This is a genomic window from Nocardia cyriacigeorgica (genome assembly GCF_005863245.1).
Classification (GTDB): domain Bacteria; phylum Actinomycetota; class Actinomycetes; order Mycobacteriales; family Mycobacteriaceae; genus Nocardia; species Nocardia cyriacigeorgica_C.
On the sequence record NZ_VBUT01000009.1, the window covers coordinates 272,309 to 284,815 of the forward strand.

A 12,507-nucleotide genomic window follows, 5' to 3' on the forward strand; every position below is an offset into this window, starting at 1 on the left:
TGGCAAATGTTACCCATCATTGCCCGCTCGCATGGGGTATTCGGCCGGGGTGTTCGCACGCCGGAACCCGCCCGGATCGGGGCAGATGTGCTTGCCGGGCAACGATCTAGCACACTTGACGGGTGCTGAATGTGGAGGATCTGCTGGGGCGGCTGCGCCGGTATCCGGATGTGGAGGCGCCGAACCTGTATGCCGTCGATGCCGCTGATCGGTTGATTCTCGATGTCGCGGCCGATGCCTTGGCCGCCGCGGATAGCGGGGAAGTTGCCGTTATCGGTGACAGTTACGGCGCCCTGACCCTCGGCGCCGCCGCCGCACACGACCTGCGCGGTTTACGCGTGCACCAGGATCTGCTCACCGGTGAACTCGCCCTCGCCGCCAACGCCCGCACCCTCGGCCTGACCGACCGCTACACCGCCCACGCCCTCGACGCCGAACTGCTCAAAGGCGTGCGGGTGGTCCTGCTGCGGCTGCCGCGCGTGCTGGCCGGGCTGAGCGAGATCGCCGACGCCATCGCCCGATTCGCCGAACCCGACGTCAAGGTGTTCGCCGGCGGCCGCGACAAATACCTGACCACCACGATGAACGAGGTCCTCGGTGAATCCTTCACCGATGTGCGGGCCAGCCGCGGCCGGCAGAAATCGCGCATGCTGCTGGTCAGCGGCCCGAAACAGGTCGGCGAGCCGCCGTTTCCGGTGCGCGAGCATCTCGGCGAACTCGATATCGACGTCGTCGCGCACGGCGCCGCCTTCTCCGGGGCTCGCCTCGATATGGGCACCCGTTTCCTGCTCCAGCACATGAAGACGATGAAGCCCGACGCCCGCACCGCCATCGACCTCGGCTGCGGCACCGGCATCCTGGCCGTCGCGCTAGCCAAGGCCAGGCCCCGGCTGGAGGTGATCGGCACCGATCAGTCCGCCGCGGCGGTGGCGTCGGCGGTGGCCACGGTCGCCGCCAACGACGTCGCCGACCGGGTAACGGTGGTGCGCGACGACGCGATGTCGACCGCCCCGGACAACAGCGCCGATCTGGTGCTGTGTAATCCGCCGTTCCATGTCGGCGCGGCGGTGCACACCGGGTCGGCGATCAAGATGTTCACCCAGACCGGGCGGGTGCTGCGGCCCGGTGGGGAACTGTGGACCGTCTACAACTCCCATCTCAATTACCGGGGTGTGGTGGAGCGGATGGTCGGACGCACCGACGTCATCGGGCGCAACCGCAAATTCACCGTCACCAGGTCGGTGTGTGGCCTGCACGATGCCCACGAACGGTAGAGTCCGATTTGTCGGTCTTTGCCGCAACGCCGAGTCGCCGTCCGGGAACTCGACGCCGGCGACGAACGTTGGACACAACAAGTTGGAAATCGGGCGCTAGCTCGATTCCGGCGGCCACGCATCGACGTGGGCCACGACTCCAGAAAGGGATGAACGGTGCGCGCCACAAGCAATCCGGTATTCAAGAACTTGCCGAAACAGGAAGGCGGCGGTTACGCCAACTTCGGTTCGGGCGTGGCCGGTGCGGGGCAGCTGGGCCAGCAGTTCGGTAACCAGTACGGCCAGCCCCCGCAGTACCAGCCCTACCAGCAGGCCCCCGCCACCCGATCGATGACCATCGACGACGTGGTGACCAAGACGGGCATCACGCTGGGTGTGCTGGCGGTCTCGGCCCTCATCTCCTACATCCTCAGCAGCGCCAACAACGGCCTCGCGCCGCTGTTCGTGATCGGCGGCGGCCTGGTCGGCCTGGTGCTGGTGCTGGTGGCCAGCTTCGGCCGCAAGATGGACAACCCGGCCATCGTGCTCGGTTACGCGGTCGCCGAGGGCCTGTTCCTCGGTGCGCTGTCGCTGATGTTCACCGACATCTCGTTCGGCGGTGCGGGCGGTTCGGCGCTGATCGGGCAGGCGGTGCTCGGCACGTTCGGTGTGTTCGCGGGCATGCTGGTCGTCTACAAGACCGGCGCCATCCGCGTCACCCCGCGTTTCACCCGCATGATCGTGGGCGCGATGATCGGTGTGCTGGTGCTGATCGTCGGCAACCTGATCGCGAGCTTCTTCACCGACGGCGGCTTCGGCCTGCGTGACGGCGGCCCGATCGCCATCATCTTCAGCCTGGTCTGCATCGCGATCGCCGCGTTCAGCTTCCTGCTCGACTTCGACGCCGCCGACCAGCTGATCCGCGCGCAGGCGCCGGAGAAGGCCGCCTGGGGCGTCGCCCTCGGCCTCACGGTCACCCTGGTCTGGCTCTACGTCGAGATCCTGCGACTGCTGAGCTACTTCCAGAACGATTAGCGTTCGCGCGGCCCGACCGCGCAGACGACGACCCGAAGGGGCGGCCGCAAAAGCGGCCGCCCCTTCGGCGTATATCAGGGCGGATCCATCGCCATCACAGAGAAACGGTCCCGAACCACAAGATTCGGGACCGTTCCACTGATCTCGCAAGATCCGGGTAACTCACCGGGTACGGGCTGAGGTGCCCACCACCCTCACCGCCGGCCGCCAACGCGACGGCCCGGACACTCGAGTCTGGCCAAGAATCGCGGGGAGGCGGGACAGCCCAAAAATCCCGGAGAGGCGGGACAGCTAGCTGAGGCGCTCGATGATCATCGCCATGCCCTGGCCGCCGCCGACGCACATAGTCTCCAGGCCGAACTGCTTGTCGTGGGTCTGGAGGTTGTTGATCAGCGTCGCGGTGATGCGGGCGCCGGTCATGCCGAACGGGTGACCGAGGGCGATGGCGCCACCGGAGACGTTGAGCCGGTCCAGGTCCATGTTCAGCTCGCGGGCCGAGCCGAGCACCTGCACCGCGAAGGCCTCGTTGATCTCGTAGAGGTCGATGTCGTCGATGGTCTTGCCGGCGATCTTCAGCGCCTTGCGGACGGCCTCGATCGGGCCCAGGCCCATGATCTCCGGCGACAGACCCGACACACCGGTGGAGACGATGCGGGCCAGCGGGGTCAGGCCCAGCTCCTTGGCCTTGGTGTCGCTCATGATCACCAGGGCGGCGGCGCCGTCGTTGAGCGGGCAGGCGTTGCCGGCGGTGACGGTGCCGTCGGGGCGGAACACCGGCTTGAGCTGCGAGATCTTCTCGTAGGTGGTGCCGGCGCGGGGGCCGTCGTCGGTGGTGACGACGGTGCCGTCGGGCAGGGTGACCGGGGTGATCTCGCGCTCGAAGAAGCCGGCCTTGATGGCTTCCTCGGCGCGGTTCTGCGAGCGCACGCCCCAGTGGTCCTGGTCTTCGCGCGAGATGCCGGTGTACTGGGCGACGTTCTCGGCGGTCTGGCCCATCGCGATGTAGACGTCGGGCAGCTCGCCGCTCTCGCGCGGGTCGGTCCAGCCGTCCGAGCCGCCTTCGGCGCGCTTGACGGTGCGGGCCTCGGCCTCGGCGAACTTCTCGTTGTGGGTGTCGGGCCAGCCGTCGGAGGTGCCCTTCGGGAAGCGGGAGACGGTCTCCACACCGGCGGAGATGAACACATCGCCTTCACCGGCCTTGATGGCGTGCAGCGCCATACGGGTGGTCTGTAGCGACGACGAACAGTACCGGTTGAGGGTCACGCCGGGCAGGAAGTCGTAGCCGAGCTGGGTGGCGACCACCTTGGCCATGTTGAAGCCGGCTTCGCCGCCGGGCTGGCCGCAGCCGAGCATCAGATCGTCGATCTGGGTGGGGTCGAGGGCGGGGACCTTGTCGAGGGCGGCGCGGACCATCTGGGTGGCGAGGTCGTCCGGCCGCATGCTCACCAGAGAACCCTTGCCTGCGCGGCCGATGGGGGAGCGGGCGTACGAAACGATGACGGCCTCAGGCATGAGGACTCCTTATGTCTCGGAGCACGCACGGTGGTCGCCGACCAGGCCGTGCGGCACTCGCGGGGTATGGATCACTTCGAATCTACGTCGCGCCCGTCGAGGGGGAAACACCCGGTGTGACCAGATCCCGCTCACTGAGAGCACTGAGCAGAACCGGCAGTAGATGCTCGGCCGCGAGGGCGTATCCGGCGGCCGAGGGATGGAAGCCGTCGGCGGAGAACATCTGTTCCGGCGCGGCCTGGAAGTCCTTGCCGAGCAGATCGCCCATGGATACCGGGTGGCCGCCCGCGGTGAGCGTGACGGCGGTCTGGGCGCGGGCCAGTCGCTGGCTCCAGGTGTGCACCACGCTGCGCAGCGGTTGCGGAATAGCCGTGACGGTGCCCAGATCCGGGCAGGTGCCGACCACCACGACGCTGCCCGCCTCGCTCAGCCGCGCCACGGCCCGCTTCAACCGGCCGGCCGAACGGCCCACCGAATGCTTCTTGGTGATGTCGTTGCCGCCGATCAGGATCACCGCGGCATCCGGCGGCGGACCGGCCACGAACATGGCGTCCACCTGGCCGGACAGGCCCTTGGAGGTAGCGCCGGAGATGGCTTTGGTGCTGAGCCGGATGCTGCGGCCGGTGGCTTCGGCCAGGCCCCGCGCCAGCCGCACGCCGGGGACCTCGGTCGCCTCGGTGCAGCCGACGCCCGCCGCGGTGGAATCGCCGAAGATCATCAGGTGCAGGTCGGCGTGCCGGTCCAGCCGCCACGGTTCGGGGTGGACGCGGCCCGGCAGGTAGATGCCGTCGGCTTCCGGCGGCTTGGAGGTGTCGCGGCCGATCACACCGCGCGCCACACCCGCCTGCGCCATCAGATACCGGTACGCCGCCCACGACGCGGTGCCCGCGCTCGACCCGGCGAGCACCGTCGCGGCGCCGGTCACCGCCGCGGTCCGCCATCGGATTCGAGGTTCGCCCACGGCCCCGAATTTTACGTGCTCTCGCAGCGTCCGCAGCTCGCATCTGCGCCGGTGGGCAGGCACTCGAGCCGGCGAATTGCCGCGCGTCTCCCGCCGCACATAGATACCGGTGCGGATGCGATCGGACAGGCCGGACACCGGATCGGCCAGCATCACGATCAACATCGACAGTGGCATCGCACCCGACACCGCCCAGGTGAGCACCACCCCTCGCGGTGGCAGCTGCGCGCTCACGGTTGCCGGGGCGCTGCCAAGCCGGGGCGTGCCGAGTTGGGGCGCCGTCGAGTTGAGGCGCCGCTGAGTTGGGGCGCTGTTGAGCTGGGGCGCCGCTGAGTTGGGGCGCTGTTGAGTTGGGGCGCTGTTGAGCTGGGGCACCGCCGAGCTGGGGCGCCGTCGAGTTGGGGACGCCGCTGAACCCGGGCCGCCTCCTGGCCGGTCCGGCGCCCAGCGTGCGCGCCCGCGCTCGGCTCGCGCGGCTAATCAGCGCTCTGGCAGTCGCTCGGCGCTCGCCGGGCGCTCAGCCCGGCACGTGGAACGATCCGCGCGCGGGGATGCTGGCGTGGTTGGTGCTGACGGTGACCTCGATGTTGCCGGGCCCGGTGTCCTGGAACAGCGAGTACTGGATGCTGCCGTAGATGCCGGTGACCACGTTGTTCTCGTAACTGCCGGTGGCGCCGGTGGTGGTGTTGCGCCAGGCCACGGTGGTGCGCACCTCGCACAGCGGGGCCAGCGGGTACTGGCCGGGGCCGATGCCCGCGACCGGTGCGGCGCGCACGTTGACGACCGCGCGGCCGGGCCAGTCGGGGCTGGTGTCGGCCCAGGTGTGGATGCTGGTCCAGCACAGCCCGCCATAGGCCATGGTGGGGACGTCCGGGAACGCGACGGTGGTCGTCGCGGCAGCGGGCGCACCGGAGGCGACGACCAGCGCGACCGTCGATCCGGCCAGCACCGCGGCGATCCGGGCAGTGTTCGGCAGCCTCATAGCCGCAGATATTAGGCGGCGGAGGCACTTTCCGCAGGAGAGCGCGCCGCCGCCCGGCGCGGCCGGTGTGGTGTGCGCTACCGGCCCGCACCTACCGGCAACGGTTCTGCAACGATGGAGTCATGCGCATCGCGGATCATGTCGTGGACCTCATCGGCAACACCCCGCTGGTCCGGCTGAACTCGGTCGTCGGGCCGAACGCCGGTGTGGTGGCCGCCAAGATCGAATACTTGAACCCGGGCGGCAGCTCCAAGGACCGGATCGCGGTGAAGATGATCGACGCCGCCGAAGCATCCGGGCAGCTACGTCCGGGCGGCACGATCGTCGAGCCGACCTCGGGCAACACCGGTGTGGGCCTGGCGCTGGTCGCGCAGCAGCGCGGCTACAAGTGCGTGTTCGTCTGCCCCGACAAGGTCAGCGAGGACAAGCGCAACGTGCTGCGCGCCTACGGCGCCGAGGTGGTGGTCTGCCCGACCGCCGTCCCGCCGGACCACCCCGACAGCTACTACAGCGTCTCCGATCGCCTCGTCCGCGAGATCGACGGCGCCTGGAAGCCGGACCAGTACTCCAACCCCGGCGGCCCCGACAGCCACTACGAGACCACCGGCCCGGAGATCTGGCGCGACACCGACGGCAAGGTCACCCACTTCGTGGCCGGCGTCGGCACCGGCGGCACCATCACCGGCACCGGCCGCTACCTCAAGGAGGTGTCCGGCGGCAAGGTGCAGATCATCGGCGCCGACCCGGAGGGCTCGGTGTACTCCGGCGGCACCGGCCGGCCGTACCTGGTCGAGGGCGTGGGCGAGGACTTCTGGCCCTCGGCCTATGACCCGAGCGTGCCGGACGAGATCATCGCCGTCTCCGACGCCGACTCCTTCGACATGACTCGCCGCCTGGCCCGTGAGGAAGGCCTGCTGGTCGGCGGTTCCTGCGGTATGGCCGTGGTCGCCGCCATCGAGGTCGCCCGCCGCGACCCCGATGCGCTGGTCGTGGTGCTGCTGCCCGACGGTGGCCGCGGCTACCTGTCGAAGATCTTCAACGACGAGTGGATGAGCTCCTACGGCTTCCTGCGCACCCGCCTCGACGGCACCACCGCCGAACCGCTGGTCGGTGACGTGCTGCGCGGCAAGTCCGGCGCCCTGCCCGACCTGGTGCACACCCACCCGTCGGAAACCCTGCGCGACGCCATCGAGATCCTGCGCGAGTACGGCGTCTCCCAGATGCCGGTCGTCGGCGCCGAACCGCCCGTCATGGCGGGCGAGGTCGCCGGCAGCGTCTCCGAGCGCGACCTGCTCTCGGCCGTGTTCGAGGGCCGCGCGCACCTCACCGATTCGGTGGCCCAGCACATGTCGCCGTCGTTCCCGCTGATCGGTTCCGGCGAGCCGATCTCCGCGGCCACCAAGGCACTGTCGGATTCGGATGCGCTGATGGTGGTGGAGGACGGCAAGCCCGTCGGCGTGATCACCCGCCACGACCTGCTCGGGTTCCTGAGCACGGGCGCCATCGGGAAGTAAGCGCAACCGCTCCGGCTCGGCCCGGAGGATCGGGAAGCACTGCGGGCCGCTCGCGGAGCGATCTGCGAGCGGCTCTCCTGCGCGTCCCTTGTGAAACGCCGCGGCCCCTGTTACGAGCAGGTCATCGCGTCGAAGGCCGCCGCAAGCCGCTCCGGGCTCGCCGCTTCATGGAAGTCCCCGTCGGCCAGTCGCGCGATCTCGCGGAGCGATTCGGGGTCGGTGGGGACCCGGACCTGCTGGGCTGGGGCGCCCGAGGAACCGGGCACCTCGACGAACCCGCCCTGCGTTCCCAGGGAAATCGTTGAGATGCGCACGTTCTTTCGCTGCGCGTCCCGCGCCGCGGTGTAGGCGCCGCGCGGGTCGTCCAGGCTCGCGGGAACTGTCTGCTTTCCGTCGGAGACCAGGATGATCCGCTGCGGCACTTCGCCTTCGGGCAATCCGCTGAACGAGGAGAGCCCGGAGTAGAGGCCCTCACCGGTCGCGGTGCGCTCGGCGAGCTTCACGGACTCGAGCGCGTTGGTGAACGCGCGGCGATCGGTGTCCGGCCAGCTCTGGACGCTCGCGGTGCCGGCGAACGTCACCAATCCCAGCCGGGTGTCCTCCGGCAGGCCGTCGGCGAAATCCCGCACGGCCTGCTTGGCCGCCACGAACCGTGACGGCGCCACATCGGTGGCCTCCATGGACAGCGAGACATCGAGCACGACCATTACCGCTGCATCACACGCGCCGGCGTTCCCGGCGACAGGCTGAGCCTCGCCGGACACCTCCTGCCCGCACGAGGTCAGCGCCACCGCGCCCACAACCAGCAGCCCGGCCAAAACCGGACGAATCCGCGGCATCAAGAGCACCCGCCCAATGCTAGCCGGGCAGACCGGCGTCCACCCGCCACGACTGCGGCGTCCTCGCACAGGTTGTGGTGTCTTCGCACAAGTTCCAACCTGTGCGAAGACACCAGAAGGTGTGCGAACAACTATAGGTCCGCGAAGCAGATGACGAACTTGCGCTCGGAGTAGACGAAACCGCGGTCGGCGTCGGGGCAGGTGTCCACCTCGGTGGTGTTCTGTTTCACCGCAACCACTTTCACACCGTCCGGGGAGGTGCAGGGGATGCGGGCCGGGGCGGGCTTCAGGGTCATGCAGGAGCCGACGGTCCAGTCGATGTCGAGGCAGAGGGTGGTCTTGTCGACCGAGTGGGAGTGGTCGGCGTCGGAGGGGCAGCTGCCGCCCTCCCCGGTCTTGTCGACCACCCGGTAGGTGGAATCGGGGCTGCCGCAGGCGGTGGTGCCCACCTTCTTCGGATCTGGGTCGAGGACCACGCAGTCGCCGACGTCCACTTGCAGCGCCACCGCTTCCTTCGCGGTCTTGTTCGCCGCGATGGGCGTGGCGGAGGTGGTGGTGGTCTTCGACGTGGTTGTGACCGGCGGAGCCAGGCCCGGCTGCGTCGCCGGAGCGGGTTTCGCCGGCGAGGGTGCGGCCGTGGTGGTCGTACCGGTCGAGGTGGCGCCCTGCTTGGCCTCGGCGACGGTGGATTCGAACGATGAGGCCAGCACCGAGACGCCGACGATCAGGATGCCCGCGGTGACGAACGCGCCGATCGCGACGATCAGCGCGGTATTCGTCATCCGCCGCTTGCTGCGGCTCGGGGTGGGATTGTCGTTGCCGGACATGGGCTCGGTCACGGCTGGCCGTTGAGGACGGCCATGATCGCGTCGACGAACGGCTGCCCGCCCATGATCGCGCCACCGGCGAGCGCACCGACGACAGCGCCGATCGGGCCGGTGAGCAGGGTGAAGAAGCCCATGCCGATCACCGCGCCGATCAGGCCGCCGATCACCGCGCCCGCGACCACACCGACGACGTTCTTCTCCAGCTCGGCGACCAGCCGCGACATCGAGCTGATCGGCCGCATCTCGCCGATCTCCTTGGCCGAAGGCTTGGTGGTGAGGGTGAGTTCGCGGCCGTCGTCGGCGATTTCGTGGGCGACGGACACCTTCGCGCCCGAGATCTCGTAGGCCAGCGGGATCTCCGCGACCACCGCACCGTCCTCGGACTTCAGCACCGCGCGATCGGCCTTGTCGGCTTCACCCTCGACGACCTCGAAGGTGCCGTCCTCGACCTTGGTGGTGATGGTGCGGCCCGACGGGTCGGAGGTGGTGGTGTAGTCGATGCCCTGCTCGACACCCTGGGCGCGCAGTTCCTCGGTGACCGTCGGTGGTTTCGAATGCGCGGTGCCCGCGGAGATGCCGAGGGCGGCGACGGCGACGACGGTGGTGGCGGCGAAGGTGCCGAACTTCATTCCTGGAATCCCTTACTCACGCGAAACGCCCGGCGTATTGCCGGACGGCGCGGAGTTTACGGCGGACCCAACCGTCCGTCCCAAGAATGGAAAGGGCTATCTACCAGCGGATTTTGTGAAAATCCATCATTCAAATTCATTCTTGGACGTTAGTGCCGACCCGCTATCACTCGCTACCTGCGGCTATCTGATCATGCTCGTGATCAGGACAAGCGCCCATGCGTAATGGAGATCACAGTAACGCCGCGCTGTGGTGGCGGTCATCGTGACGTTCTCGTGACCACCCCAGAACTTCTCGCCCGCACTCATTCCGGTGGCGCATCGCCGAGCGCTACATGGCTCAGGCATCGGTCGAGAAGGCCTCTCGCTCATGTAGCGCTCGGCGGGGTGCGGTTACGCGTCGGGCGGGAACCCTTGCTGCTGGAGTGTGGAGGTGAAACTGTCCCAGGCAGTGGGGGTGAAGATGAGTGCCGGGCCGGTGGGGTTCTTGGAGTCGCGGACGCCGACGTGGTTGTGGGTCAGGTGGGCAACTTCGACGCATTCCTTGCCCATCGAGCTTCGGCTGCTCTTGAACCAGCGGGCACCGGACAAACCTGGAGTCACGCGAACACCCCACTTCGTAGCGCCGACGTGAAGCGGTCCCACGCCGTCGGTGCGAACACCAGGGCGGGGCCTGTCGGGTTCTTGGAATCGCGGACGCCGACATGACCGTGGTTCAGGTGGGCAATCTCGACGCATTCGGTTCCGCCTGCGCTATAGCTGCTCTTGAACCAGTGTGCCCCGCGCAGATCAGCGTTCACTTCGGTACTCCTTTGCAGTCTGCCTCAGTAGCGTTCTACTGGAGACGGCATCCAGCGCGGCTCGCTGGATGGTCGCGGTCGCCGAGCGGTACTTTCGCAAATCAGATTCTCCTTCAAGGTACAGGTCGCCCGTGTAGTTTTCGGCGTATACGACACTCGGCTGCGAACGGGCAGAACCGAATTCGAGAATGATGTACGACCCCACCGCATACCCGACCGGATACCCTGCGGTGAACGGCAATACGCGGATGTCGACGTTGGGTCGTGTGCTGATGTCCGCCAGGTGGCCCAGCTGCTCAGCCATCACGGAAGAATTGCCGACGACGGTGCGCAGCACGGACTCATGCACCACCGCCTCCACGGTCACGGGTTTGATCTTGCGGGTGAAGATCTTCTGCCGCTTCATCCTCAGCTCGATCCGGCGATCCTGTTCGTCCGGAGAGTCGTCTGGAAAATAGGCCTGATCGAGGACGCGGGCGTACTCGGCGGTTTGGAAGAGACCCGGGACGATGTCCGGCCGGAAGAAGGTCAAGTGGCGTGCTGAACTCTCCAGGCCCACGTACACGTTGAACATCCCAGGAATCAAATCGGTGTAGGCGTACCACCAGTGCTCGACCGCCGTTCGCTGGGCAAGGCCGATCATCGTTGCCTTCTGGTCGTCCTCGAACTCCAGCAACTCGCACAGCGCCGCGATGTCCCGAGTCGTCAACTTCCCCGGCTGCCCCCGCTCCAACCGGCTCAACTTGCTCGGACTCCACTCCATCAGTGCCGCCACCTGGTCCAAGGTCAGGTGGGCGTCGCTGCGGGCGCGGCGAAAGTAATTTCCCAGCTGGCGAAGTGGGAGTGACGGGCCGGTGCCGTCCTCAGTGTTCATGACGTGTCCCCTTGGCTGTCTGTCGGTCCGGCAGCTGTGCGCTGCCGGAATTCCCCGGTCGGCGCTGTCATTACGACAGCAAACCGCTATCAAGATGCCCCTGGTCCTGGTGATTCCCCGCAATTCGCGGACATCGCTCGATCGGCTGGATTCGGCCGGATCGGCGGTGCTCAACTGTGTTCGCGCTCGGTGGGAGTTGCTCCGGGAAACGCCCCTCCCTCAATTCTCGATCCGGTGTCCGTCATCACACCGGGCCGAGCGCGCCCAAGTCTACCCGCGACTCGAAGGTGCTGCGATGGAGAATGTTCCGTTCGGCGACACACCGCGTTCCCGCTGCCAGTTCTATCGGCGTGTCTGCGATCTGCCCGCGTGGATCGACCCGCCGGAGATCGGGCGCATAGTGATGCGCGCGGATCACGTGTGGGGATTGATGATGCCCTCGGCGCTCGGACTGGCGGTGCACGGCGATCTGCGCCGCTCCCGCGACCATGACTCCGCTTCCGGTGTCGGCCCGATCATCTCGCATATGCGCTCGGGCCGCTGGACCTTCCTGATCCGCCCCGATCTGCCCGACGACACCGCCCTGTTCGCCGAAATGTTCCGCCTGGACGTCTCGGTAGTCCGCACCGGCGCCACCATCGCCCTGCCTTCCCCGACCGACCAGGGCGAACGCTTCCGCCGCTGGATCCAGCCACCCCGCAGCCCCTTCCGCCCCTCCGGCCTCACCGTGATCGATTCGATCCGCACCTGCGCAGGCCGAGGCGGCTGGCTGCGCACCCCCACCACTGGATACCCCCGATGAGCGATTCACCGCGCCCGAACGAACCCGACGTCCACCTGAGCGTCTTCCTGCACGGCCTGCGCTTCGATTTCGCCATCTGCCCCAGCGCCGCAACACGATTCATCACCGAATGGCGCACCCGCCACCATCCCGGCGCCGCCGCCATCCTGCCCACCGACCCGCGCGGCCTGCCCCGGCTCCCGACAGAACGCCTCTACCTGCTGTGAGGCGTCGATATCTCGGCGAGCGCGTGGTGGCAGTGGTCAATCGAGTTGCCCGACCGTGCCGCTTGCCTCGGCTTTCGACCGAATGCCTTTATCTGCTGTGAGCCGCCACCGTGTCCGCGCTCGGCGCGGTGGCGGCCAGTCGAGTCGGCCGATCCGGTGAACCGCCCGGCCGGCCGGCCGGCGTCACCAGTGGGACTGGCTCACTCGCCCTGCTGGCCGTCGCCGCCATCCTCGCCACCGACCCACGCGGTCCGCCCCGGCCGCCGACCGAAC

14 protein-coding genes are annotated in these 12,507 nt (G+C 68.1%); 5 read left to right on the forward strand and 9 right to left on the reverse strand.

Going from position 1 to position 12,507, the window contains the following annotated elements; genetic code table 11:
* The first annotated feature begins 122 nt into the window (after positions 1–122).
* Together FEK34_RS22970 and FEK34_RS22975 are read left to right on the forward strand one after the other, a co-directional pair.
* A complete protein-coding gene (locus tag FEK34_RS22970) occupies positions 123–1,274 on the forward strand; it encodes a class I SAM-dependent methyltransferase (protein ID WP_138450874.1) in 1,152 nt (383 codons plus the stop codon).
* Between the two features lie 156 nt (positions 1,275–1,430).
* Complete coding sequence (locus tag FEK34_RS22975) at positions 1,431–2,288, forward strand: Bax inhibitor-1/YccA family protein (protein WP_104359988.1); 858 nt, start codon at positions 1,431–1,433, stop codon at positions 2,286–2,288.
* Between the two features lie 291 nt (positions 2,289–2,579).
* Here the strand turns inward: FEK34_RS22975 and FEK34_RS22980 are convergent, their stop codons facing one another.
* The 3 genes from FEK34_RS22980 to FEK34_RS22990 form a co-directional block, all read right to left on the reverse strand.
* Positions 2,580–3,800, reverse strand: a complete 1,221-nt coding sequence (locus FEK34_RS22980; protein WP_138450876.1) for an acetyl-CoA C-acetyltransferase — start codon at positions 3,798–3,800, stop codon at positions 2,580–2,582.
* A gap of 82 nt (positions 3,801–3,882) precedes the next feature.
* Positions 3,883–4,761, reverse strand: coding sequence for an SGNH/GDSL hydrolase family protein (locus FEK34_RS22985; RefSeq protein WP_138450967.1), 879 nt, complete (start codon positions 4,759–4,761; stop codon positions 3,883–3,885).
* Positions 4,762–5,278: 517 nt separating this feature from the next.
* Positions 5,279–5,743: a hypothetical protein gene (locus tag FEK34_RS22990; RefSeq protein WP_138450878.1), complete on the reverse strand. Its 465-nt coding sequence runs from the start codon at positions 5,741–5,743 to the stop codon at positions 5,279–5,281.
* A 122-nt stretch (positions 5,744–5,865) separates the two neighbouring features.
* On the opposite strand from FEK34_RS22990, the gene FEK34_RS22995 reads away from it, so the two are divergent.
* Complete coding sequence (locus FEK34_RS22995; RefSeq protein WP_138450880.1) at positions 5,866–7,257, forward strand: cystathionine beta-synthase; 1,392 nt, start codon at positions 5,866–5,868, stop codon at positions 7,255–7,257.
* Positions 7,258–7,367: 110 nt separating this feature from the next.
* Here the strand turns inward: FEK34_RS22995 and FEK34_RS23000 are convergent, their stop codons facing one another.
* The 6 genes from FEK34_RS23000 to FEK34_RS23025 form a co-directional block, all read right to left on the reverse strand.
* Complete coding sequence (locus FEK34_RS23000; RefSeq protein ID WP_171048340.1) at positions 7,368–7,964, reverse strand: VWA domain-containing protein; 597 nt, start codon at positions 7,962–7,964, stop codon at positions 7,368–7,370.
* A 263-nt stretch (positions 7,965–8,227) separates the two neighbouring features.
* A complete protein-coding gene (locus FEK34_RS23005; protein ID WP_138450883.1) occupies positions 8,228–8,935 on the reverse strand; it encodes an LppU/SCO3897 family protein in 708 nt (235 codons plus the stop codon).
* Positions 8,932–9,552: a hypothetical protein gene (locus FEK34_RS23010; protein ID WP_138450885.1), complete on the reverse strand. Its 621-nt coding sequence runs from the start codon at positions 9,550–9,552 to the stop codon at positions 8,932–8,934. Before FEK34_RS23010 ends, FEK34_RS23005 begins: the two co-directional genes overlap by 4 nt.
* A gap of 393 nt (positions 9,553–9,945) precedes the next feature.
* A complete protein-coding gene (locus tag FEK34_RS23015) occupies positions 9,946–10,155 on the reverse strand; it encodes a DUF397 domain-containing protein (RefSeq protein ID WP_138450887.1) in 210 nt (69 codons plus the stop codon).
* Positions 10,152–10,352, reverse strand: coding sequence for a DUF397 domain-containing protein (locus tag FEK34_RS23020; protein ID WP_138450889.1), 201 nt, complete (start codon positions 10,350–10,352; stop codon positions 10,152–10,154). Before FEK34_RS23020 ends, FEK34_RS23015 begins: the two co-directional genes overlap by 4 nt.
* Entirely contained in the window at positions 10,342–11,226 is an 885-nt protein-coding gene (locus FEK34_RS23025; protein WP_138450891.1) for a helix-turn-helix domain-containing protein, read from the reverse strand. Before FEK34_RS23025 ends, FEK34_RS23020 begins: the two co-directional genes overlap by 11 nt.
* Positions 11,227–11,521: 295 nt before the next feature.
* Here FEK34_RS23025 and FEK34_RS23030 point away from each other — a divergent pair, with 295 nt between their 5' ends.
* Both FEK34_RS23030 and FEK34_RS23035 read left to right on the forward strand, forming a co-directional pair.
* Complete coding sequence (locus FEK34_RS23030; RefSeq protein WP_138450893.1) at positions 11,522–12,028, forward strand: DNA-directed RNA polymerase subunit beta; 507 nt, start codon at positions 11,522–11,524, stop codon at positions 12,026–12,028.
* On the forward strand, positions 12,025–12,234 hold the full coding sequence (locus FEK34_RS23035) for a hypothetical protein (protein ID WP_138450895.1): 210 nt from the start codon (positions 12,025–12,027) through the stop codon (positions 12,232–12,234). Before FEK34_RS23030 ends, FEK34_RS23035 begins: the two co-directional genes overlap by 4 nt.
* The last annotated feature ends 273 nt before the right edge of the window (positions 12,235–12,507 follow it).

Coding starts and splice junctions, on each gene's coding strand:
- FEK34_RS22980 (WP_138450876.1), bottom strand. CDS start 3,800: ATGCCTGAGGCCGTCATCGTTTCGTACGCCCGCTCCCCCATCGGCCGC.
- FEK34_RS22990 (WP_138450878.1), bottom strand. CDS start 5,743: ATGAGGCTGCCGAACACTGCCCGGATCGCCGCGGTGCTGGCCGGATCG.
- FEK34_RS22995 (WP_138450880.1), top strand. CDS start 5,866: ATGCGCATCGCGGATCATGTCGTGGACCTCATCGGCAACACCCCGCTG.
- FEK34_RS23000 (WP_171048340.1), bottom strand. CDS start 7,964: ATGGTCGTGCTCGATGTCTCGCTGTCCATGGAGGCCACCGATGTGGCG.
- FEK34_RS23010 (WP_138450885.1), bottom strand. CDS start 9,552: ATGAAGTTCGGCACCTTCGCCGCCACCACCGTCGTCGCCGTCGCCGCC.
- FEK34_RS23025 (WP_138450891.1), bottom strand. CDS start 11,226: ATGAACACTGAGGACGGCACCGGCCCGTCACTCCCACTTCGCCAGCTG.
- FEK34_RS23030 (WP_138450893.1), top strand. CDS start 11,522: ATGGAGAATGTTCCGTTCGGCGACACACCGCGTTCCCGCTGCCAGTTC.
- FEK34_RS23035 (WP_138450895.1), top strand. CDS start 12,025: ATGAGCGATTCACCGCGCCCGAACGAACCCGACGTCCACCTGAGCGTC.